Source organism: Feifania hominis (assembly GCF_014384765.1).
In the GTDB taxonomy this organism is placed as follows: domain Bacteria; phylum Bacillota; class Clostridia; order Oscillospirales; family Feifaniaceae; genus Feifania; species Feifania hominis.
Genome location: NZ_JACRSP010000001.1, coordinates 510,464 through 531,521 on the forward strand (window position 1 = coordinate 510,464; position 21,058 = coordinate 531,521).

Consider the following 21,058-nt stretch of genomic DNA (forward strand, 5'->3'; position numbering starts at 1 on the left):
TCAACTCGGGATTCGTCGGAGGAGTTTATGAAAAAAGCAGCAATCTTCTTATTAATCTTAGTGATATTGGCGGGGCTTCTCGCCCCAGCCGCCGCAGCGGTCGAATTCAGCGAGATGACGCACATCCGTGTCGGGCTCGCATACGGCTCCAAGGCGGTGGTTGCGGCAAACGCTCTGACGGATTTCGGCTATGAGCTCGGTTATTTTGACGACGCCTTCGGCTTCCACCCGGTCTACTCCATCGAAAATCGCTTTGTCACCTTTGCCAAGGACAAAAACCTTGTCATAGACGGCAACACGGTCTCAGAGAGTGGTTCGGGGACAAAAATCAACGCCTATCACATCGAAGTGCAGCAGGACTTTGCAGATGCGGCTGCCGCTCAGAGCTGTATGGACACCCTATGGAACGCCGGGGTAAATCTGCCCATGTTCGTCGCCTATGTCAACGGCGTCTACCGGGTTCGCATCGATCATTTTTCGACCTCGGCGAATGCCCAGGCTGCCATTGACACGCTGCCCGCCAACGGGGGATACGCGCTCGGCGTCGCGGGGGCGAACAAAAACACCATCACTGTAATAGATATGAACGACAAATATATCGTATTCGAGTTTGAGGCAGACGGCATCTACCTTGCGGCGCAGCCCATCCGCACCGAGGGGGGAGACGAGAAGCTCAAAAACGGGTCGAAGTACTACCGCGGAGCCTTTGAGTTCAAACGCAACTCCGGCGATGACATCACATTCATCAACGTTGTATCGATGGAGGACTATGTCAAAGGCGTCATTCCGTATGAGATGTCGACCTCATACCCGCTTGATGCGCTCAAGGCCCAGGCGGTCTGCGCGCGCACCTATGCGATGATGAATTACACCAAGCACAAGAGCTACGGCTTTTCCGTGTGCAGCACGACCGACTGCCAGGTCTACGGCGGTACGGGGTATGAGACCGAGAAAGTGCGAAAGGCCTCCGATGAGACAGCAGGGGAGGTTGTCACTTACAATGGCAAGCCGATTGCCACCTACTTCTACTCAAGCAACGGCGGCTACTCCGAGTCGAACGCCAACGTCTGGGGCGGAACTGCGCTGCCATACTATTCGCCCGTACCCGACAACTTTGAGAATTTGACCACCGGAAACTGGGGCCTGTGGACGAGCACGGCTACGCCGGATGAGTTGACCGAGTATCTAAACGGCAAGAACTACAATTTTACAAAAATTGTCGACTGCTATGTGTCACAGTACACGGAGCCTGCGGGAAATGTCTACGAGCTGACGATTGTCGATGAATCGGGCAAAGTCGAGACCATCCGGCGCTGCGACACCGTGCGCATCAAGTTGAGCAAATATCTCAAGAGCGCGCGCTTTCATGTCTACACCTCGCTTGCCAATGTCTACATAAACGCCGGTGAGAAGTATGAAAAACCCATTCAGCAGACCTACGCGATCGGTGCAGACGGCGTGCAGCAGACTGTCGGCCAGGTGAGCAATTTTCACATTCAGTCGGCAGGCGGCGTGGCGACACCGGGGCGTGACAGCTATGCCTTTGTCTTTGACGGCTCCGGCTATGGGCACAATGTCGGCATGAGCCAGCTCGGCGCGCGCGGCATGGCCGATCAGGGCTACAGCTACCGTGACATTCTGACCTACTACTACACGGGCACCGAGGTCACCAAGCTCGGTTGACAAGATTGGCGAAAAAGAAGATAATAAGGTTCGGCGCTGCGGTGCGGCGCCGAACCTTTTTTCAGCGAGGAAAAACAGATGAAGCTCTCGGAATTCAACTATGATCTGCCGCCGGAATTGATTGCCCAGACGCCGATTGAGCAGCGCGACGAGTCGCGCCTACTGGTGCTTGACCGTACAACCGGGGCCCTGGAGCACCGCATTTTTCACGATTTGCCGGAGTATCTGCGCCCGGGCGATGTGTTGGTGCTCAACGATTCCAAAGTGCTCCCTGCGCGCCTGTACGGTGTGCGGGACACCGGCGCAGTGGTGGAATTTGTACTGCTCAAACAGCTGCCCGAAAACCGATGGGAGACGCTGGTCAGACCGGGCAGGCGGGCAAAGCCGGGCGACCATTTTACTTTCGGCGGAGGGCTGCTCCACGGCGAGATTCTTGAAATCATCGAGGAGGGGATCCGCATTGTAGAATTCTCCCATGAGGGAAATTTCTTTGCTCTGCTCGACGAGATTGGCAGCATGCCGCTGCCGCCCTATATCACCGAGAGCCTTAAGGACAACAGCCGCTATCAGACGGTGTATGCAAAGCACCTGGGCTCGGCGGCGGCCCCCACTGCGGGGCTTCATTTTACGCCGGAACTGCTCGAGCAAATTGCCGGTATGGGTGTGTTGGTCGAGTATGTGACACTCCACGTCGGCCTTGGAACATTCCGCCCCGTCAAAGAGCAGACCGTGGAGGAGCACACCATGCATTCGGAGTGGTATACGGTCAGTGAAGAGACGGCAGCTGCGGTCAACGCCGCAAAGGCCGCCGGCGGACGTGTGATTGCAGTTGGCACCACAAGCTGCAGAACTCTGGAGTCGGCCACTGACGACAGCGGCATACTACAGGCAAAATCAGATGATACGAACATCTTTATCTATCCTGGATACCGGTTTAAAATGATCGACGCACTGATCACAAACTTCCATCTGCCGGAGAGCACGCTGATCATGCTGGTCTCGGCGCTTGCGGGTAAGGAAAACATCTTTGCCGCATACGAGCAGGCCATTCGGCGCCGGTACCGCTTTTTCAGCTTTGGCGACGCCATGCTCATCAAGTGACCGGCTTGACAAACTCTTGCGCTTGTACTATCGTATTAAGTGAACTGATTGCAGCGGATGCCCTTTGTCTCTGAGAGGCATCCGCTTTCAAAAAACATCGAGTTAGTTTAAACTAACTCGATGGAAAGTGGGTGTGCCATGCTGGAAGCAGGTATGAAATCGTTTTTGTGTGGAGCAGCGGCGTTGCTATTCGTGGCCGCAATTCTTGCGCTTTGCTGCGTTGTAAAAGCCCTGATAAAAAAGTGGATTCGGGGGAAATAGAGTGGGCCGGGCAAAGGCCCGGCCCACTTTTATCTCACTTACTCAATTTGGAAATGCGGGATGCAATCCAGAGATCTGACACCCCATCAAACAGCAGTACCACGCCGAAAAAGACGGTCATGGCGACTGTGGCTCCAAAGGGATTTAAGACGATGAAAGCGCCGAGGCCGATCGTCAAGACGCCGATGACAAGCGCCGGCTGCCAACTGTCATATCCGACACGTTTGAGGGAAAAGGCCTGCTGACAGTCGGCGGCACCGTGGATGACGATGAACACACCGAGCACAATTTGAAACAGTGAGAGGAAAAAGCCGGGATTTACCAGCATCCATATGCCAAGACCCAGATAGAGAATGCCGGTGAACAGAGCACTCTGAAAAAAGGTTCGATCGGCGTTGGAGAAATAGCCGATGATGTCAACGGCACCGCTGACAACAAGCCCAACACCGAGCGCGATGCAGACGAATTTTACAGAACCGCTGGGAAAGATGATCAAAACGAGTCCGAGCAGCACTGTGATGACGCCCTGCAGATAGCAGCTTTTTTTCAAAGAATCAAAAAAAGATTTCATAACCGCGCCTCCTTTTTCGGCCGGTCCTTGCCGGCCTGTCTCTATTATAGTAATACAGCCGCTTCTTTACAAGCCAAAACGGGCACTCGGTCAACTTTACTTTTGCAGATACACTGTGTTAGAATAACCCATATGCTTGTTCACATACGGGAGGATTGCCATGTTCACACTGCTGAAAACCGAGGGCCGCGCCCGGCGCGGCCGTTTTGAGACCGTACACGGCTCGGTGGAGACGCCGGTCTTTATGAATGTTGGAACAGCCGCCGCCATCAAAGGCGGTGTTTCCACGCTCGATTTGAAAAATCTCAAGTGCCAGATTGAACTTTCAAACACCTACCATTTGCACATCAGACCCGGGGATGAGATTGTGCGTGAACTCGGCGGCATCCACCGCTTTTTTAACTGGGACCGGCCCGTGCTGACCGACAGCGGCGGCTTTCAGGTCTTTTCTCTTGCGCAGCTGCGCGACATCTCTGAGCAGGGGGTGGTATTTCAATCCCACGTGGACGGCAGACGCATCTTTATGGGGCCCAGGGAGAGCATGCGCATCCAGTCCAATCTCGCCTCGACCATTGCAATGGCCTTTGATGAGTGCATTGAGAATCCATCCCCTTACGACTATGTCAAACGCTCGGTGGAGCGCACGCTGAGGTGGCTCCACATCTGCAAAGATGAAATGGAAAGGCTAAATGCTTTACACGATACGATCAACCCTCGGCAGATGCTTTTCGGCATCAATCAGGGGGGAACTTACGACGATCTCCGCCTGTGGCACATGGAGGAAATAGCAAAGCTGGACCTTGACGGCTACGCGATCGGCGGTCTTGCCGTCGGCGAGGAGGCGGAAGTCATGTACCATATCATTGACGTGGTCGAGCCTGCCATGCCGCGTGACAGGCCACGGTATCTGATGGGGGTGGGAACCCCCTGCAACATTTTGGAAGCCGTTTCGCGCGGCGTCGACTTTTTCGACTGTGTGATGCCGAGCCGAAACGCGCGCCATGGTCATCTCTTCACCTGGCAGGGCATCATCAATCTGCAGAACAACAAGTATGAACGCGACGGGCGGCCCATTGATGAGAGCTGCGACTGCGAAGTATGCCGCAATTATTCGCGCGCCTACATCCGCCATCTGCTGCGGGCGAAAGAAATGCTCGGTATGCGCCTTGCGGTCATGCACAATCTCTACTTCTACAACACTCTGACCGAACGCATCCGCGCAGCGCTCGACGAGGGGTGCTTTGCGCAGTTCAAACAGCACTATATGGACATTTTGGGCCGGCGTATCTGAGACAAATGGACTTTACTTTCCGCCTTTTCTATGATAGATTTTAAGAGAGGTGAACGCTGTGAATGACAAGAGACGAAATGAGAACACCGACTATCTGTTTCAGATTATCCTGTCGCTGAAAGACCTCGACGAGTGCTACCAGTTCTTTGACGATCTTTGCACCATTTCCGAGCTCAAGGACATGTCGCAGCGCATTCAGGTTGCCCGGATGCTCGACGAAAAAAAGGTGTACAGCGAAATTGTGTCCGTCACCGGCGCCAGTACAGCGACCATCAGCCGCGTCAACCGGTGTCTGCTCTATGGCAGCGACGGCTACCGCATGGCGCTCGACCGCATGAAAGAGCTCTCAAATGAGAAGTGATTATATCCGGCTGCCAGCCTACTATGACCATCTCATCGGCGAGGTGGACTATGGGGCTCTTGCCGAATACCTGATGAATATTCTACAGCGTTTTGGCTGTCGGCCGCAGATTCTGCTCGATCTCTGCTGCGGTACCGGCAGCCTTTTGTCCCAGTTGGCCGGGCGGGGAATGGAGCTCATTGGCGTTGACGCGTCACCGGAAATGCTCGATTTGGCGGCTGGTAAATTTGAAGCGCTGCCCCTTGAGCAGCGCCCGCTTTTGCTCTGTCAGGATATGAGGGAGCTCGACCTCTACGGAACCATTGACGCCGCGTTCTGTACGCTCGATTCCGTCAATTCTCTGCGCAGGCCGGGCGATGTGATCGCCGCGTTTTCGCGGGTATCGCTCTTTTTGAATCCTGGCGGCATCTTCGTCTTCGATGTGAATTCTCCCTACAAGTTCCGGGAGATTCTTGCAAACAACGTCTTCGTCTACGATACGGACGAGGTCTACTGTATCTGGCAAAACGAGTTTCACGAAAAGAGCGGCCTGTGCCGCTTTCTCATGACCTATTTCACACAAAACGGGGCACACTATGAGCGCAGCGATGAGATCATCACCGAGCGCGTCTACTCGCGGCGGCAGCTCGAGGGATACCTGAGGAAAGCCGGGCTGCAGGTGCTTGCCGTCTACGGCGATCAAAGTGATGCGCAGCCGGGGCCACAGGAGCAGCGGCTCTACTTTGTGGCCAGAAAGGAAGAGCAGCGTGACTGACAACTTTGTAAAAATCATCACCGGCGACGGTTTTGTACGGGGCTTTGCTCTCAATTCCACCGAGATTGTCGAGCGGGCGCGGCAGATTCACTCAACCGCTCCCGTCGTGACGGCGGCGCTCGGGCGCACGCTCACGGCAACCAGTATGATGGGAACCATGCTCAAGGACGAAAACTGTGCCATTACGGTGCAGATCAAAGGCGATGGACCCATTGGCAGCATTCTCTGCGTGTCGGATTTCAGCGGCAATGTGCGCGGCTATGCTGCAAATCCACTGGTTGATCTCCCGCTCAACGGTCTGGGAAAGCTCGACGTCGCGGGCGGTGTCGGCCGCAGTGGCTTTCTCAACATCATCAAAGATCTCGGGCTCAGGGAGCCCTATGTGGGCCAGGTTCCCATTGTTTCGGGGGAGATTGCCGAGGACATTACCCACTACTTCGCCGTCAGCGAGCAGGTGCCGACCGTGACGGCTCTCGGCGTGCTGGTTGACCGTGACTACAGCGTCAAGGCAGCGGGCGGATACATTCTTCAGCTGATGCCAAATGCCGATGAGTCGGCCATAGAAAAGCTCGAGCGCGCCGTGGCCAAGGTAAAGCCCGTCTCAACGCTGATTGACGAGGGAAAAACGCCTGCTGAAATCCTCAGGGCACTTCTCTGTGAATTTGATGTGGAAATCCTGGAGCAGTCCTACAAGGAGTACCGCTGCAACTGCAGCCGGGAGCGCATTGAGCGGGCTCTGATCTCCCTCGGCAGAGAGGAGCTTTTGAAGCTTGCGCAGGAGCAGCAGAGCATTGAGGTCAGCTGCCAGTTCTGCGAGCGCAAATACCAGGTTCCGGCCGACGAACTGCGCCATTTTGCGGGCCTTTGAGTGGCTGAGTTGTGCGCAAAAAAAGTAAAATTTGGTCTTGACAGGGTAGGGGCGATCGAGTATAATAAACTTCGCCGCTTGTGATTACGGCGGCTGCGGGAACATGGGAGCATAGCTCAGCTGGGAGAGCACCTGCCTTACAAGCAGGGGGTCACAGGTTCGAGCCCTGTTGTTCCCACCATGAAAATGGCCGAGTAGTTCAGCTGGTTAGAACGCTAGCCTGTCACGCTAGAGGTCGTGGGTTCGAGCCCCATCTCGGTCGCCAACTGATCTTTCCCATGGAACACTGTGGGCGGGATCATTTGCCTCTGTAGCTCAGTTGGTAGAGCAGGGGACTGAAAATCCCCGTGTCGGTGGTTCGATTCCGCCCGGAGGCACCATTTGCGGATGTAGCTCATCTGGTAGAGCGCAACCTTGCCAAGGTTGAGGTAGCGAGTTCGAGCCTCGTCATCCGCTCCAAAAATGTGCGGCGGCAGGATTAAATCCTGCCGCACGCGCATAACATGAATCATACGGCGCCATAGCCAAGTGGTAAGGCAGAGGTCTGCAAAACCTTCACCCCCAGTTCAAGTCTGGGTGGCGCCTCCAAAAAAGCCCCCGACTCGAGTCGGGGGCTTTTTCTGTGTCACATATTCAGGCGAGCCCGAGCATTCTTACGATGGCAGTGAAGCAGACACAGACGACAAAGCCAATCACAGTCGGCACGGCAAAGGATACAGCGGTCCACTTGAGACTTTGCGTCTCCTTTTTGATGGTCAGGCAGGTGGTCGAGCAGGGCCAATGCATCAGGGAAAAGAGGATCGTTGACGCAGCAGTAGCCCAGGTCCAGCCGTTTGCGACAAAGAGCGCCTTAAGCTCCGTAAGATTGCCCATATCAATCAAGCTACCGGTCGCCATATAGGCCATGATGACGATGGGAATAACGATCTCATTGGCCGGGAAGCCGAGAATAAAGGCCAGCAAAATGACTCCGTCGAGCCCCATCAGCTGCGCGATCGGATTGAGAAAACGCGCACAGTGTGCGAGCAGTGTGGCGTCACCCACCACGACATTGGCGAGCAGCCAGATAATCAGTCCCGCAGGCGCTGCCACCGTGACCGCACGCCCCAGAACAAAGAGCGTCCGATCAAAGATGGAGCGCACAATCGTCTTGCCGATTTGTGGCTTTCGGTAGGGAGGCAGTTCCAGCGTGAAAGAGGAGGGAACCCCTTTGAGGATGGTCTTTGAGAGCAGACGGGACACAAGAAAGGTCATTGCGACGCCGAGTACAATGACGGCGGTCAGAAACAGAGCTGAGAGCAGCGAGTCAAAGGGGGAGATCACCGAGCCGATAAAGAACATGGTGATGATAGAAATCAATGTGGGAAAGCGGCCGTTGCAGGGGACAAAGTTGTTGGTGATGATAGCGATCAGCCGCTCGCGAGGGCTGTCGATGATGCGGCAGCCCACAATCCCCGCAGCATTGCAGCCAAAGCCCATACACATAGTCAGCGCCTGTTTGCCACATGCGCAGGCCTTTTTGAAGTGATGGTCCAGATTGAACGCGACGCGGGGCAGATAGCCGAGATCCTCAAGCAGAGTAAAAAGAGGGAAGAAAATGGCCATCGGCGGCAGCATGACTGCGACAACCCAGGCGAGTGTGCGATAGATGCCCTGAACGAGGATGCCGGATAGCCATGCCGGCGCGCTGAGCCAGTTGAAAAAATCCATGAAGCGGTCCTCTACCCAGAAGAGCGCCGTGGAGAGCAGCTGTGAGGGGTAGTTCGCTCCGGTGATGGTAAGCCAGAACACAAGACCCAGAAGAAGCAGCATCACCGGCACACCGGTCTTGCGCGAGGTGAGCAGCTTGTCGATTCGACGATCGCGCATCTGATAATCCGCGCGCTCGTATCGGATGACGCCGCCGCAGATATCCTCGGCGGCAAGCACCAGTCCCGAGACAATGCGGTCGGTGATCCGCTCCCCCTTGATGCCGGCGCGGGCAAGATCTTCGCGTGCGCTGGCAAGTGCCTGCTGAAGCTCCTCGTCGGCGTTGATGTCAAAGCCGATGTAATCTCCCAGGGAGTGCAGCAGAGTGCGATCTCCCTCGAGCAGTCGCAGGGAGATGAAGCGTGTGCTGATGGGTTTTGTCATCTTGGCACGCAGCACGGCCTCGAGCTCTTCGACCGCCTGCTCGATGGCGGGGGCATAACAGACTCGATAGGGGCTCTCGTGTATGGTCTGTCGGGTCACAAGATTGAGCAGATCAAGCAGCTCTTGGAGCCCCTTTCCGCTGCGCGCCGCCGCTCCCACAACAGGAACGCCGAGCTTCTTTTCCAGGGCTGTAAGATCAATGTGAATCTGTTTTTTCCTGGCTTCGTCCATGAGGTTGACACACACCACGACACGGTTTGTGATTTCAATGGTCTGAAGCACGAGGTTTAGGTTTCGCTCGAGGCAGGTCGCGTCACACACGACGACTACCGCATCGGCGTCGCCGAAGCAGATGAAGTCGCGCGCGACCTCCTCCTCGGCCGAGTGGGCCATGAGCGAATAGGTGCCCGGAATGTCCACAAAGACATAATTTTGGCCTTTGTATGTACAGCTCCCCTGGGCATTGGTTACGGTTTTGCCCGGCCAGTTGCCGGTGTGCTGATTGAGCCCGGTCAGGGCATTGAAAACAGTGCTCTTGCCGACATTGGGGTTGCCGGCAAGAGCGATGACCTTATCCTGCGGCGTAGCGCGCTCAATGACGAGATTCTGCGCGGCCACGCTGCTTCCCGTTGAGGTGTTTGTCAGCCCCATTGGTCAGTCACTCACTTTCTGTAGTTTATTGAACAAGGATGTTTCGAGAGTCTTCGCAGCGCAGCGCAATGACTGCTCCGCGGATGAGATAGGCGACAGGATCGCCGGACGGGCTCTTCTGCATGCACTGCACGTCAGTGCCCTCAATCAGGCCAATGTCCTGAAGACGGCGGCGCATACTGCCGGAGGAGAGAATGTCAATGACGCGGGCTCTCTGGCCCTCCTGCAATGTATTCAATGAGCAATAACTCATAGAAGAGGTCTCCTTTTCATACTGTTAGTCTGGGGAAACTTTGTTGCCCCGTACTACTATCATATTGAGATGACCTGATTTGGTCACTGGAAGGAGTCCATCCATGCCGCAGGATTATTACACACTGGAGGGATATCGGCGAAAAAACAACCGTCTCGTCACCGAATCCATGGAGGATTATCTGGAAATGATCTGCCGCTATTTTTTGCAGGAGGGTTATGTGCGCGTCAACACACTCGCAGAGCTGCTCAATGTCAAGCCCTCCTCCTCCTCCAAAATGGTGGGCATCCTCAAGCAGGCGGGACTGGTCAGCTTTGAACGTTACGGCGTAGTGCGCCCGACCGACGAGGGGCTTCGACTTGGCCGCTATCTGTTGCACCGCCATGATGTGCTGCACCGTTTTTTCTGCTGGCTCAACGGCACACAGGATGAGCTCGAGCAGGTCGAGCAAGTCGAGCACTATATGACGCCGCAGAGCGTACAAAACATCGAGCGCCTGCTTGGGGAATATATCAGAGAAAAAAGCTCCCCGCCGTAACAGCGAAGAGCTTTTTCATCAACCAAGCAAAATCTTTGCAAAGTCCTCTGATACAAACAGAGAATTTTCATAATTAATGATATCCTGTACCACGTTAACGCGATGTCTGGTGCCCTGGTCAGTCCAGTACAGGCAGGGGGCATTATAAATGAACTCTCTGCGTTTTAGCGTGATGGAGAGATACTCATTAGATGCCCAAAACAACTTGCCGCCATGCTTTTTTACCAATTTGGAGAGCGGATGGTAGCGCTTTCCATCTTTCAAAAGAGTAGTTTCTCCGGTTTTTTCGAATTCCATGACCCGGTAATTGTACTCAACCGGAACATCATCGATACGGTAATAGTGCAAAAATAGACGATCAAAAACAGAACTTGTGAACAGATCGGCCAGATAGTAAGGCGGCAGATAATCCCGATAACGAAATACCTCTTCCTGCCTGGCTGTCTGTGCAGCCAGTTCGTTTTGCTGTAAGATTCTATAATTATTCCGAACGCCACGGAATACCGGCATAGCTTGATTTAGGCAGCAGAAAAAGGCACAGACGCTGAGTATGGCTGTTGCTCTGTGAAAAAACTTTTTGCCGGCGAAACGAATGCCCAGTATTTCATAGCACTCTCCGGCAAAAAATGCTCCGCACACCATGAGGCAAATCAAAAGCGGAACGGTTGCACGTACGCTGCTGCTCACGGTAAAAATCATCATTCCAGCAGAGGCAAGACCCGCCAGAAGGAGAGAACCACTCTTCTGATAGGGTGTTTTGAAGATGAAGATTACAGCGGCTGTCAGCATAAAACCGCAAAAGAGCAAAAACAAAATGACGTTGAGTGCTACACTCTGTGCCGAAAAATAGCCGATTGACAGCGTTGCAGAGACAGGCAATCCCAGCAAGAGAACGCGAGGAAGTTTTCGGTTGAGCAAACTGAGTGTTCCGATAACAAGGCAGAAAAGAATCATAACAAAAAGAGATCTGCCTGGAGATGCAAAGTTACAGGCAAACTGGCGAAGGCCATTTTGGATTCCAGGAATTGATAACTCTGACGCAGCTCTCGCGCGTGTGGCCGGAGAGAGAAAAATAGTGAGATAACCCGCAGCTGAACAGAGTAGCAAAAAAACGCGAAAAACGCCAACACGCTTTTGGACAATGAGCTCAGATAATATGCTCACAAAGAGAATAGTCAGGGTCATAATCCCGCCCTGTTCCGTTGTGGCACCCGACAGAAAACAACCAAGAGCGGTAAAAAAACAAAGAGGTATTCCAGGAGATGTTCTACACTTTTCCAGAAGCATGCACGACAGTGCAAGAAGCAACTGAGGAAAAATATAGTTGCAGGCATCGCTTACGCAGAGAATACTGTGCTTGAGCACATTGTAATTGAGCCCAAGCAGCATAATGGAGAAGAGAAAGGCTGATAGTAAGCCGCCGCCATGCGTTTTTTTGCCCGGCATACTTTGAAAGGCCATGAAACACAGAAAAATGGCAATCAGTGAAAGTGTGTTGAATATGGCGAAAGGAATCATTCCGCCCGCAAGAAGCGTCTGGGCGATCAGATGAACGAGCACGCGGCCATTTCTTGTCAGATAGTGATCCACATTTCGGCGAACAAAGCCGTCAAATCCGTCACGCCAAAAGCAGGCGTAGTAATAATCATCGGTTGTAAATGTCGTCATCAACTGCAGCGCAACAAGGAGTAGAATCGCGCAAATAACCAGGATAACCAATATTAGAAAGGGGAGCGGTATTGGCCGGCTCCCCTTTCTAATTTCATTCGATTGACTCATATTTTTTCTCAAAGCAATCACTCACTGCGTATTATTTTCAGATTCGGGCGCCTCTTCGAGAATTTCCACGGCAAAGGCGTAGGCGAGAGGGGCAGTGACCGTGTCACCGGTCAGCGTCTCATAGGTGTAGTGTCCGCCCGACTTTGCCCAATAGGTGACCTTATCGCCAATTTCCACTTCGGTTGGAATCTGGTTGGAGGTGTAGGCGACGTAATAGTAGTGGGCATCCTCGCCATCGGGACTGACGCGAACGTTGTAGGTACTCTTCTCCGTCTGCACGCCCATTACGGTGCCGGTAAAATAGACATAGGTGTCCTTGAAGCCGTCCGCGTCAGCCACAGCTGCCGCATAGTCAGCCGGTGTGCACAGAGCTTTTTTGGATTCGTTCTCTCTTTGCAGACGTGTTCCGGAGATATAAGAGTAGAGCCCAAAAGCGATCAGCAGAGCCGCGGCAAGCGCGGTTGCGGTGAGCAGCATTTTACTTCTTGCCGATTGAAACATCTTATGATCCTTTCCTATTTCCCGATGAATTGATTGTCTTCTCCGAGCATCGCCCGGATATCCGCCATACGCGCGATGGCTTTCTCGTAGCCGTTTTCATAGAGTTTGTGAATGTTTTCATAGCTCTTTTCAAACCGCCCAATGGTGTCGGCATAGTCCGACCATAGTACGATAGCGCGCCCCTCGCGCTCCTGCGCAAGACAGAATTCAACTTCCTCATTGTAGCGCGCGGGCCTTGTCAAAACCGCCTGGGCAAGGGCCGGATACCTCTTTTGATAGAGACGGGCCGCAAGTTTGTCCCCCTTGCCGAGATGCTTGCGATAGCCCTCTCGCTTTGTCATAACCACAACGTTTTTCGTACAGCCGTCGGCAATGGCTCGGCGAATCGGAATGGGGTCAGCCACACCGCCGTCGACATAGAACTTGCCTTGAAATTCGATGGCGGGGAAGGCGACCGGAAGCGCGCAGGTGGCCTGCAGAAGCCGAAAGCCCGCATCGCAGTCGCGCTGGTCATAGTACTCGGCGCGCGCACTCTCTCGCTCGGTAATGGCGGCGATGATACGCCCGGAGTAGTTCGCCAGCGCCTCGTAGTCGTATGGCAGCAACTTCTGCGGGATCTCCTCAAAGACAAACTGCAGATCCATCACACATTTGCGCTTCAAAAAATTGCCATAGCTCAGATAGCGCGGGTCGGCACGGTAGCACTTTAAGATCTCGTCGTTTCGCCCGCGCTGCCCGTTGACATACGAGTAGGCGTTGGATATGCCGGCAGAGACGCCGATGACATAGGGAAAGAGAATGCCATTGTCCCAAAAGGCGTCCATTACGCCGGAGGTGAAAGATGCGCGCAGCGCGCCGCCCTCCAAAACAAGTCCGGTCATGGAATGAGGTCGCTCCTTTTTACAGTTAATCAAAAACATTATACTCTGATTGTGCGCCAAAAGAAAGGGGCTTGAGCGGTCACTGCGCCGCAAAAATTTTTTGTTAGGTCTTCCCAAAGGTTCCTATTTGTGATAACATATTTTTTACAGTTTATCTAATATGAGGTGACAAAATGCCAAATGAGACTTTGACAAGCCTTCTCATCATTGCGGTACCGCTGGCCGTGTTCTACTTTCTTCTGATTCGTCCCCAGAAGAAAAAGGAAAAACAGGTTGCCCAGATGAGAAGAAAGCTCGAACCCGGCGACAGCATCGTGACCATCGGCGGTATTGTCGGTCGCATCATTTCCGCCAAGGAAGATATCCTCACCATCGAGAGCGGCGCCGCCAAAAACAAGATTCAGGTCATGAGATGGGCGGTTCAAAGCTGCGAGAGCAACATCGATGACCGCGAACTCAAGGAGCTCGAAGAGGAAGTGGCCGAGAAGACAAAAAAACTCAAGGCGAAAAAAGAGGAAACCGAGCCGCAGACCGATGACACTACAAACGAAGCCGGCGGCAGCGAAGAGTCTGAGTCCTGAGAAATACAACCTCGAGATACAGGTGAGAACCTGTATCTCTTTTTTTGAGGAAAGGGCGTATCCCATACAACTTGCCAGGCGGCGGCACTGACGCCGTCGACGGAACCCACACCTTGCAGCGGCGGATGAGAACATCCTGAAAAGCCCCGTCTACGGGTCCGAGACCGAAGAAGGTGAGAGAGGAGCTGCGGCCCAAAAACGGCACCATATCGGCAGCAGATATGGCAGCTTTGCACAGCTCCATTTCAGCGGCCCACACGCCGCGCTTCGCGCAGGGCTTGAGTGGATGAAAATGGGGCCGAATTCTCGTTAAACTGTCATAAATTTCCCGCCTTTCAACTATCTTTAGAGTAAACAAGCTTGAAAGGTGAGGTGGCACATGAAATATTCGGAAAACCGCGGCTCCCAGGGCAGCTCCGCGGCACAGGTGGTCAAGGCTGAAATCATCGGCACGCTGGTGGGATGCCTTGTGAGCATACTCGCAGTCATACTTCTTGCAGCGCTCTTTTCGATGTTTGCACTCCCCGACGGGATGGTTCGCTATATGGGACTGATTGCCGCAGCAATAGGCGCGCTGGTCGGCGGCAATACCGCAGCGGGAAAGGCGGGCAGCCGGGGACTTCTCTGCGGACTGCTCGCGGGCGGTATCCTCTTTGCTCTGTATCTGGGGCTGTCTTCGCTCACCGGATTTGAGATGATGGCGTTTGCAGAGCGCTGGCCCTTTCTGCCTGCTATGCTGCTTCCCGCCGCAGTTGGAGGCTTTCTGGCCGGAGGTCGGCGCAAAAAGAGCCGAAAATAGTATTTGAAATTGGCGGGAACTGTGTTATAATGGTAAAAAAATAGGAGGAATGTAAGATGAAACACATCAAAACTTTAAATACTGCGACCCTGAAAAACAGTGCTGCCAAAGGCGGCTGCGGCGAGTGCCAAACCTCCTGTCAGTCGGCCTGCAAAACTTCCTGCACGGTTGCAAACCAGAAGTGTGAGAAGTAAGGTTTCCTGTGACGAGCTAACGGGACTGGAATAGTCCCGTTACTTTTTTGTACGGACGGAGAAAAAGAGAGGGATTTTTTACATGATACACTGCTACAGCCTGGATGAAAAAAACATTGTCATTGATGTCAACAGCGGCGCCGTGCATCTTCTGGACCCGCTTGCCTATGAGATGGCGCCCCTGTGCGAGGCGCTTGTCCCGCTTGGGGAAGAATGCCCCGAAGAGCTCACACAGCGCCTGCAGGACCGTTTTGACCGCTCGCAAATTGAGGAGGCCTACGGTGAGCTTCGCGAGCTCTGGCAGCAGGGCATGCTCTACACGAGCGACGAGTATATTGATCTTGAGCAGTATCAGCTCAAATACTCGCCGATTAAGGCCATGTGTCTGCATGTGGCGCACGATTGCAATCTGCGCTGCGAGTACTGCTTTGCCGACACGGGTGAGTTTCGCGGCAAACGTGAGTTTTTGAGTCTCGAGACCGGCAAGAAGGCGTTTGATTTTCTCATTGAGCAGTCAAAGGGGAGGCGGAATCTCGAGGTTGACTTTTTCGGCGGCGAACCGCTGATGAATTTCGATGTGGTCAAAGAGCTGGTGCGCTACGGCCGAGAGCTTGAAAAAGAACACAACAAGAGTTTTCGTTTCACCATCACGACCAACGGTGTACTTCTCGATGAGGACAAGATGAAATTCATCAACGACAATATGTCAAACGTCGTGCTCTCCATCGACGGGCGGCCCGAGGTCAATGACCGCGTGAGAAAGCGCGTGGGCGGCGGGGGCTGTTATGAGTCCATCATGCCCAAGATGAAAGAGATGGCCAAACTTCGCAATCAGGATCAGTACTATGTGCGCGGCACATTCACCAAATACAATCTCGACTTTCACCGGGACGTTCTCCACATGGCGGAAAACGGCTTTGAGCAGATTTCCATCGAGCCGGTTGTCGCTGAGCCCACCGCCCCCTATGCCATCGACGAGGAAGATCTCCCTGAAATCTTTGCAAGCTATGAAGCGCTCTATCAGGAGATGAAGTGCCGTATCGGCCGCAGCGACCGGTTCAACTTCTTTCACTTCATGATTGATCTGGAGCAGGGGCCCTGCATCATCAAGCGTCTGGGCGGCTGCGGCAGCGGTAACGAGTATGTGGCGATTGCGCCATCCGGCGACATCTATCCCTGTCACCAGTTTGTGGGGATGGAGGAATTTCGCATGGGCAACGTCCACACCGGCGAATTTGACCGCACCATGAAAGAGAAGTTCTCAAAGATCAACGTCTACACCAAACAGGAGTGCGCGCAGTGCTGGGCAAAATTTTACTGCAGCGGCGGCTGCAACGCGAACAATTACCAGTATGGCGGCGGTCTTGACAAACCCTACCGCCTCGGCTGTGAAATGGAAAAAAAGCGCCTCGAGTGCGCCATTGCCCTCAAAGCGGAGGCAGCGCTGCGATAGAGGATTTTTCTAGAAGACAAGGCCCGCCCGGGTTCAACCGGGCGGGCCTTTTTTGCGCCACAAAGTTCATAGAAAAATCAGGCGTATTTTCAGCAAAAATATGGGGCGGTTGTAGGTTGACAGGGCAGGGGACACAGCATCTAGCGGTTGAGAATCCAAATTGTGGTGTTGACATAATGCTGTTGACATATCTCTGGCATTATCCGCTCACAGCCGAGCGAAAAAAGCTGTTGAAATCAGGCTTCGTTTCGAGTATATTCATATTATAACTTTTTATGTCAATCAATGTATGAATAGAAAAGCGGGTGATTTGCATGAATATGCACAATAATATCGGCTTTATCGGAGCCGGAAATATGGCCTACGCAATCGCCTCGGGACTGGTAGAAAAAAACTTTCCCTGCAGGCTATTTCACTTTGACAGAGACAGCGCAAAATATGTCCGATTTGAATCGATCGGCTCCTCGAGCTGTTGGAAGCTCGAAGAGCTTCTCGAAGCCTGTGACACCGTTTTTTTTGCCGTAAAGCCTCAAAATTTTGACGAGCTCCTCGCGCAGATGAACGGCTTTCCAACCGGCGAAAAACTGTTTGTCTCCATAGCTGCCGGCATCTCAACCGGATACCTTGCCGCTTCGCTTGGCCGTGGCGCCAAAATCGTGCGCGCCATGCCGAACACTCCGCTTCTTGTGTCGATGGGCGCAACGGCCCTCTGCGCAAACGAACAGGTCACGCCGCAGGAGCTTTGCTATGTGCAGCAGATTTTTTCACAGCTCGGCGTCTGCGAGATCATCGAGGAGGAGCTGATGAATGCCATCATCGCTGTCAATGGCAGCTCACCCGCGGTGGTCTATCTCTTTGTAAAGGCCTTTGTCGACGGGGCGAAAGAGCAGGGAATTGATGAGCAGCTCGCCTTTCGGCTCTTCTGTCAGAGCGTTCTTGGGTCGGTTGAGATGCTGCAGTCGACCGGCAAATCGCCTGAAGAGCTGATTCGCATGGTGACCTCTCCGGGAGGTACCACGCTTGCCATACTCGATTCTCTCGAGCAGTCGCACTTCAGTGAAGCCATCGCCGATTCCATGCGCGCCTGTACCAGACGTGCGCAGGAGATCGGAAAGTAGGACAAACCGGCATAGTTTTTTTGCTCGCCGCATAGATTTGAGTTAGGACAAACTCAATTACCTTTACCTTGATCTGTTGCGGGGAGTCGATACTTTGAAAAAGAGTGGTTCTTCTACAATCTCATGCTATATTCAGTCGCGCTGGCCGGTTTTGGTGCTGGGGCTTCTGGTTTTTCTGGTAGGTCTCTTTGCGGGGACCATTCTCTACTACAACCTCGATGCCGTTCGGCGGGATCTGCTCAACCAGACGATCTCAACTACATATCTGGTCAAACAGGGCACTGATTTTTTCAGCCTCTTCTGCCGGATTTTCGTCAACGACGGGCGCTATCTGCTCCTTTTGCTCCTGTCGTCGGTGACACTCTTTGGACTTGTCACCACGCCGCTGATTACCGGCTTTTTCGGCTTTACTATCAGCTTTGCCATCACACTGATCTACCTGAGCTCAGAGACCGGATATCTTGCCGTCATTTTCGCGAGTTTCGCGCCAAAATTGGTCTTTCTGGCACCGGCTATCATTCTGCTTACCGGGGAAGCGGTCGTGTTCGGCAAAAAGATGATCGAACTGCTCTTCGCAAAGGATACCAAGGGTCAATCTCCCTTCTTGGCAAACATCATTCTGCTGCTCTGTGTGGCGGCCTGTGCGCTGGGATTTTGCGCGCTGTCAGCTCTCGTTGAGACGGCACTGTCCATGCTCTTCTTGGTAAGATAGAAAAAGGAATCGGGTAAGGGTTTCAATATGAATGAACTGGTCACATCGTTTTTTGAATATCTTGAGCAGGTACGAAAGCTCTCTGCAAATACGCTGCAATCCTACCGGAGGGATATCAACGAGTTTGTCGGGTATTTGCGCAGCCGGAGATTCGCCTCTTTCGCCGGGGTGGACGGCGAGTTGATCAACACCTATATCGCCAAACTCGAAGCGGAGGGAAAGGGTAAGTCCACCGTCACGAGAAACCTTGCGGCGCTTCGCACTTTTTTCAAATATCTGCTGCAAAATGGCGTGGTGAAAAGTCTGCCGTTCTCGGGTGTCAAAGTAGAAAAGGCTCAAAAGAAGCTGCCGAATATTTTGACCAATGAGGAAATTGAGCTCTTTCTCTCTCAGCCGGACACCGGCGATCTGATCGGTCGGCGTGATCGCGCCATGCTGGAATTGCTCTATGCAACAGGGCTTCGCGTGTCGGAACTGGTGGGACTTGATCTGGCGGATCTCAATTTGAGCCTCGGATTTGTGACATGCGGCGACGGGGGCAAGGAGCGAATCATTCCGCTCTATTCCATCGCGGTCAAGTATCTCACGGAGTATGTGCTCCATGTCCGGGGTGTACTCGCAGAATCGGATGGGGAATCTGCGCTGTTTCTCAATGTCAACGGCCAGCGTCTGACCCGACAGGGCTTCTGGAAGATCATCAAGAAATATCAGGCACAGGCCAAGATCGAAAAGCCCATTACACCCCACTCATTTCGCCACTCGTTCGCGGCCCATTTGCTGGAAAACGGAGCAGACCTCAAGTCCATTCAGGAGATGCTCGGCCACTCTGACATCTCATCAACACAGATTTACAGTCAGGTTGTCAAAAACAAATTCAAGGATGTCTACAACAAATATCACCCGCGCGCCGGCGCATGAATCGGGAGGAGTGATTTTTCATGATGCACCTGTATGTAGGCGATGGAAAGGGAAAGACCACGGCTGCATTCGGTCTCGCTTTGCGCGCGCTCGGCTGGGACAAGCGTGTCGCCGCCATTCAGTTTTTAAAGGGAAACAAGAGCGGGGAAATCGAGGCGCTCAAAAAGTTTGATCGCTTTGCACTCTTCTCGCAGGAGACCCCTCACAACTTTTATTTTCTTCTCAGTGACGATGAAAAGGCGGCACTCCGGTGTGAGGTTGCGAGCGAAACCGTCAAAGCGCTTGAGTTGGTATCGCAGGGGGAGTACGACCTTGTTGTTCTCGATGAGATCATCGACGCCGTCAATCTCAAGCTGATCTCCGTGGAGGATTGCCTCGCAATCGCCGCTGCGGCAGCCAGGAGCAACACGGAAGTGGTTATGACCGGGCGCAACCCGGATCCCGCCATTGAGCGATACGCTGACTATTACACCCTGTTTGCCATGCAGAAACACCCCTACACCTCCGGCGTGGCCGCGAGAAAAGCCATAGAGTATTAATTAATAAGAGCCGTCCATCGGGACGGCTCTTGCATTGCCTCCTCCCCCGTAAAATCGAGAGGGGAGAGGCGCTCACTTTTGATGGGACTCTGTGTCATCTGAGCGTTTTGCGCTGTGTGACAGGCGTTTTTTTGTCACAGAGGCCAACGGATTTTTCTCTGATGCGCGGCGCATTTGTTCATCGGAGACATGGGTGTAAATCTGGGTTGTCGTCAGCTGTGCATGGCCGAGAATTTCCTGGAGCGTACGCACATCAACGCCGCCGTTTCGGAACATCAGCGTTGCCGCCGTGTGGCGCAGCTTGTGGGTGGAATACTTTTTCCCCTCGAGCCCGGCAAGTGATATGTACTTTTTTACCAGATATTGAACCGTTTTAGTGCTGATTCTTTGGCGGCGATTGCTCAAAAACAGGGCGTTTTTATCGGCTGCTTTGACCGCATCGTGCGGTCGAACAGCCAAATAGTCCTCAATGGCGCTCAGGCAGGCTGCATTCAAATAGATGGTGCGTTCCTTGTTTCCTTTGCCGATGACACGCACTGTGTTTTCCTTGATGTCGGTCAGGTTGATCGCGACCAGCTCCGACAGCCGCATGCCACAGTTTAAAAACAGCGTGATGATGGCAAAGTCGCGCTCACGGTCCGGGCCGTCAATGACGCTGAGCAGCTGCAGAGATTCCTCGAGAGACAGATACACCGGCAGCGAGGCACGCAGATGCGGCGAGTCGAGCGTTTCGGTCGGATTGTGATCAATCAGGTTTGCCTTGGTCGTCAGATATTTGAAAAAGGATCTCAGACAGGCAACTTTCCGTGCGCGGGTCGCTGCGGCGTCGCCGCGCTCCTTGGCCAGGTAGGACAAAAATGCGTAGATGTCGCTGAGCGTAATTCCGGCGATGAAGTCCCGGTCGATATCAGAAACCGGAATTTCCTCAAACGGCAGATCCGGCGCTGCGGCGCGTTCCAGTTTCATAAAGCGAAAGAACATGCGAAGATCCAGCGCGTATTCAGAAACAGTCTTTTCGGATTTGCCGCGAATGGTCTCAAGGTACACCAGAAAATCCCGCACGATGACCGGCAGATCGCTGTACATGGCCTAGCTCCTCCCCTTAATTATACAAAATT

22 protein-coding genes and 5 tRNA genes are annotated in these 21,058 nt (G+C 53.4%); 20 read left to right on the top strand and 7 right to left on the bottom strand.

Annotation, left to right across the window (positions count from 1 at the left end; all coding sequences use genetic code 11):
- Positions 1–27: 27 nt before the first annotated feature.
- Both H8695_RS02470 and queA read left to right on the top strand, forming a co-directional pair.
- On the top strand, positions 28–1,683 hold the full coding sequence (locus tag H8695_RS02470; protein WP_249299289.1) for a SpoIID/LytB domain-containing protein: 1,656 nt from the start codon (positions 28–30) through the stop codon (positions 1,681–1,683).
- A 78-nt stretch (positions 1,684–1,761) separates the two neighbouring features.
- A complete protein-coding gene (gene queA, locus H8695_RS02475; RefSeq protein WP_249299290.1) occupies positions 1,762–2,784 on the top strand; it encodes a tRNA preQ1(34) S-adenosylmethionine ribosyltransferase-isomerase QueA in 1,023 nt (340 codons plus the stop codon).
- Between the two features lie 295 nt (positions 2,785–3,079).
- Here queA and H8695_RS02480 read toward each other — a convergent pair whose 3' ends face one another.
- Positions 3,080–3,616: an HdeD family acid-resistance protein gene (locus H8695_RS02480; protein WP_249299291.1), complete on the bottom strand. Its 537-nt coding sequence runs from the start codon at positions 3,614–3,616 to the stop codon at positions 3,080–3,082.
- A 160-nt stretch (positions 3,617–3,776) separates the two neighbouring features.
- Here H8695_RS02480 and tgt point away from each other — a divergent pair, with 160 nt between their 5' ends.
- The 9 genes from tgt (at position 3,777) to H8695_RS02525 (ending at position 7,478) form a co-directional block, all read left to right on the top strand.
- The gene (gene tgt, locus H8695_RS02485; protein WP_249299292.1) at positions 3,777–4,907 is read left to right on the top strand and encodes a tRNA guanosine(34) transglycosylase Tgt; all 1,131 of its coding nucleotides are present in this window, start codon (positions 3,777–3,779) and stop codon (positions 4,905–4,907) included.
- 49 nt (positions 4,908–4,956) lie between these two features.
- Positions 4,957–5,268, top strand: a complete 312-nt coding sequence (locus H8695_RS02490; RefSeq protein ID WP_249299293.1) for a YerC/YecD family TrpR-related protein — start codon at positions 4,957–4,959, stop codon at positions 5,266–5,268.
- A complete protein-coding gene (locus H8695_RS02495; RefSeq protein ID WP_249299294.1) occupies positions 5,258–6,022 on the top strand; it encodes a class I SAM-dependent DNA methyltransferase in 765 nt (254 codons plus the stop codon). The genes H8695_RS02490 and H8695_RS02495 overlap by 11 nt, the downstream gene beginning before the upstream one ends.
- Entirely contained in the window at positions 6,015–6,890 is an 876-nt protein-coding gene (hslO, locus tag H8695_RS02500; RefSeq protein ID WP_249299295.1) for an Hsp33 family molecular chaperone HslO, read from the top strand. The genes H8695_RS02495 and hslO overlap by 8 nt, the downstream gene beginning before the upstream one ends.
- Positions 6,891–6,995: 105 nt before the next feature.
- Positions 6,996–7,071, top strand: a tRNA-Val gene (locus H8695_RS02505).
- A 7-nt stretch (positions 7,072–7,078) separates the two neighbouring features.
- Positions 7,079–7,155: transfer RNA gene (locus tag H8695_RS02510), tRNA-Asp, on the top strand.
- 39 nt (positions 7,156–7,194) lie between these two features.
- A tRNA-Phe gene (locus H8695_RS02515) sits at positions 7,195–7,270 on the top strand.
- Positions 7,271–7,273: 3 nt separating this feature from the next.
- Positions 7,274–7,349, top strand: a tRNA-Gly gene (locus H8695_RS02520).
- 55 nt (positions 7,350–7,404) lie between these two features.
- Positions 7,405–7,478 (top strand) — tRNA-Cys (locus H8695_RS02525).
- 45 nt (positions 7,479–7,523) lie between these two features.
- Here the strand turns inward: H8695_RS02525 and feoB are convergent.
- Together feoB and H8695_RS02535 are read right to left on the bottom strand one after the other, a co-directional pair.
- Entirely contained in the window at positions 7,524–9,674 is a 2,151-nt protein-coding gene (feoB, locus tag H8695_RS02530; RefSeq protein WP_249299296.1) for a ferrous iron transport protein B, read from the bottom strand.
- Between the two features lie 25 nt (positions 9,675–9,699).
- Positions 9,700–9,927 (bottom strand): FeoA family protein, encoded by a 228-nt coding sequence (locus H8695_RS02535; protein ID WP_249299297.1) that lies wholly within the window; start codon positions 9,925–9,927, stop codon positions 9,700–9,702.
- 103 nt (positions 9,928–10,030) lie between these two features.
- On the opposite strand from H8695_RS02535, the gene H8695_RS02540 reads away from it, so the two are divergent.
- Positions 10,031–10,465: a metal-dependent transcriptional regulator gene (locus tag H8695_RS02540; protein ID WP_249299298.1), complete on the top strand. Its 435-nt coding sequence runs from the start codon at positions 10,031–10,033 to the stop codon at positions 10,463–10,465.
- Positions 10,466–10,483: 18 nt separating this feature from the next.
- Here the strand turns inward: H8695_RS02540 and H8695_RS02545 are convergent, their stop codons facing one another.
- From H8695_RS02545 to H8695_RS02555, 3 genes are read right to left on the bottom strand one after another with little or no spacing between them, the layout of a single operon-like run.
- Positions 10,484–12,244: a DUF6056 family protein gene (locus H8695_RS02545; RefSeq protein WP_283243579.1), complete on the bottom strand. Its 1,761-nt coding sequence runs from the start codon at positions 12,242–12,244 to the stop codon at positions 10,484–10,486.
- A gap of 21 nt (positions 12,245–12,265) precedes the next feature.
- A complete protein-coding gene (locus H8695_RS02550) occupies positions 12,266–12,721 on the bottom strand; it encodes a hypothetical protein (RefSeq protein WP_249299300.1) in 456 nt (151 codons plus the stop codon).
- A 38-nt stretch (positions 12,722–12,759) separates the two neighbouring features.
- Entirely contained in the window at positions 12,760–13,626 is an 867-nt protein-coding gene (locus tag H8695_RS02555; protein ID WP_249299301.1) for a patatin-like phospholipase family protein, read from the bottom strand.
- Positions 13,627–13,799: 173 nt separating this feature from the next.
- Between H8695_RS02555 and yajC the strand changes: the two genes are divergently transcribed.
- The 8 genes from yajC (at position 13,800) to H8695_RS02595 (ending at position 19,940) form a co-directional block, all read left to right on the top strand.
- Positions 13,800–14,207 carry a preprotein translocase subunit YajC gene (gene yajC / locus H8695_RS02560; RefSeq protein WP_249299302.1) on the top strand — a complete coding sequence of 136 codons (408 nt, stop codon included), beginning with the start codon at positions 13,800–13,802 and terminating at the stop codon, positions 14,205–14,207.
- 379 nt (positions 14,208–14,586) lie between these two features.
- Complete coding sequence (locus H8695_RS02565) at positions 14,587–15,006, top strand: TIGR04086 family membrane protein (RefSeq protein WP_249299303.1); 420 nt, start codon at positions 14,587–14,589, stop codon at positions 15,004–15,006.
- A gap of 56 nt (positions 15,007–15,062) precedes the next feature.
- Positions 15,063–15,200, top strand: coding sequence for a six-cysteine ranthipeptide SCIFF (gene scfA, locus H8695_RS02570; RefSeq protein WP_249299304.1), 138 nt, complete (start codon positions 15,063–15,065; stop codon positions 15,198–15,200).
- 82 nt (positions 15,201–15,282) lie between these two features.
- Positions 15,283–16,653, top strand: coding sequence for a thioether cross-link-forming SCIFF peptide maturase (gene scfB, locus H8695_RS02575; protein WP_249299305.1), 1,371 nt, complete (start codon positions 15,283–15,285; stop codon positions 16,651–16,653).
- Positions 16,654–16,973: 320 nt separating this feature from the next.
- Positions 16,974–17,771, top strand: coding sequence for a pyrroline-5-carboxylate reductase (gene proC, locus H8695_RS02580; RefSeq protein WP_283243546.1), 798 nt, complete (start codon positions 16,974–16,976; stop codon positions 17,769–17,771).
- Between the two features lie 94 nt (positions 17,772–17,865).
- On the top strand, positions 17,866–18,483 hold the full coding sequence (locus H8695_RS02585) for a stage II sporulation protein M (RefSeq protein WP_249299307.1): 618 nt from the start codon (positions 17,866–17,868) through the stop codon (positions 18,481–18,483).
- A 27-nt stretch (positions 18,484–18,510) separates the two neighbouring features.
- Entirely contained in the window at positions 18,511–19,401 is an 891-nt protein-coding gene (xerD, locus tag H8695_RS02590) for a site-specific tyrosine recombinase XerD (RefSeq protein WP_249299308.1), read from the top strand.
- Positions 19,402–19,421: 20 nt separating this feature from the next.
- Positions 19,422–19,940 carry a cob(I)yrinic acid a,c-diamide adenosyltransferase gene (locus H8695_RS02595; RefSeq protein WP_249299309.1) on the top strand — a complete coding sequence of 173 codons (519 nt, stop codon included), beginning with the start codon at positions 19,422–19,424 and terminating at the stop codon, positions 19,938–19,940.
- A gap of 72 nt (positions 19,941–20,012) precedes the next feature.
- Here H8695_RS02595 and H8695_RS02600 read toward each other — a convergent pair whose 3' ends face one another.
- Positions 20,013–21,026 (bottom strand): tyrosine recombinase XerC, encoded by a 1,014-nt coding sequence (locus H8695_RS02600; protein ID WP_249299311.1) that lies wholly within the window; start codon positions 21,024–21,026, stop codon positions 20,013–20,015.
- Between the last annotated feature and the right edge of the window lie 32 nt (positions 21,027–21,058).

Excerpts from the sequence above, each read along its gene's own strand:
- H8695_RS02470 (WP_249299289.1), top strand. The coding sequence starts at position 28 with ATGAAAAAAGCAGCAATCTTCTTATTAATCTTAGTGATATTGGCGGGG.
- queA (WP_249299290.1), top strand. The coding sequence starts at position 1,762 with ATGAAGCTCTCGGAATTCAACTATGATCTGCCGCCGGAATTGATTGCC.
- H8695_RS02480 (WP_249299291.1), bottom strand. The coding sequence starts at position 3,616 with ATGAAATCTTTTTTTGATTCTTTGAAAAAAAGCTGCTATCTGCAGGGC.
- tgt (WP_249299292.1), top strand. The coding sequence starts at position 3,777 with ATGTTCACACTGCTGAAAACCGAGGGCCGCGCCCGGCGCGGCCGTTTT.
- H8695_RS02495 (WP_249299294.1), top strand. The coding sequence starts at position 5,258 with ATGAGAAGTGATTATATCCGGCTGCCAGCCTACTATGACCATCTCATC.
- feoB (WP_249299296.1), bottom strand. The coding sequence starts at position 9,674 with ATGGGGCTGACAAACACCTCAACGGGAAGCAGCGTGGCCGCGCAGAAT.
- H8695_RS02535 (WP_249299297.1), bottom strand. The coding sequence starts at position 9,927 with ATGAGTTATTGCTCATTGAATACATTGCAGGAGGGCCAGAGAGCCCGC.
- H8695_RS02540 (WP_249299298.1), top strand. The coding sequence starts at position 10,031 with ATGCCGCAGGATTATTACACACTGGAGGGATATCGGCGAAAAAACAAC.
- H8695_RS02545 (WP_283243579.1), bottom strand. The coding sequence starts at position 12,244 with ATGAGTCAATCGAATGAAATTAGAAAGGGGAGCCGGCCAATACCGCTC.
- H8695_RS02550 (WP_249299300.1), bottom strand. The coding sequence starts at position 12,721 with ATGCTGCTCACCGCAACCGCGCTTGCCGCGGCTCTGCTGATCGCTTTT.
- H8695_RS02555 (WP_249299301.1), bottom strand. The coding sequence starts at position 13,626 with ATGACCGGACTTGTTTTGGAGGGCGGCGCGCTGCGCGCATCTTTCACC.
- yajC (WP_249299302.1), top strand. The coding sequence starts at position 13,800 with ATGCCAAATGAGACTTTGACAAGCCTTCTCATCATTGCGGTACCGCTG.
- H8695_RS02565 (WP_249299303.1), top strand. The coding sequence starts at position 14,587 with ATGAAATATTCGGAAAACCGCGGCTCCCAGGGCAGCTCCGCGGCACAG.
- scfA (WP_249299304.1), top strand. The coding sequence starts at position 15,063 with ATGAAACACATCAAAACTTTAAATACTGCGACCCTGAAAAACAGTGCT.
- scfB (WP_249299305.1), top strand. The coding sequence starts at position 15,283 with ATGATACACTGCTACAGCCTGGATGAAAAAAACATTGTCATTGATGTC.
- proC (WP_283243546.1), top strand. The coding sequence starts at position 16,974 with ATGCACAATAATATCGGCTTTATCGGAGCCGGAAATATGGCCTACGCA.
- xerD (WP_249299308.1), top strand. The coding sequence starts at position 18,511 with ATGAATGAACTGGTCACATCGTTTTTTGAATATCTTGAGCAGGTACGA.
- H8695_RS02595 (WP_249299309.1), top strand. The coding sequence starts at position 19,422 with ATGATGCACCTGTATGTAGGCGATGGAAAGGGAAAGACCACGGCTGCA.
- H8695_RS02600 (WP_249299311.1), bottom strand. The coding sequence starts at position 21,026 with ATGTACAGCGATCTGCCGGTCATCGTGCGGGATTTTCTGGTGTACCTT.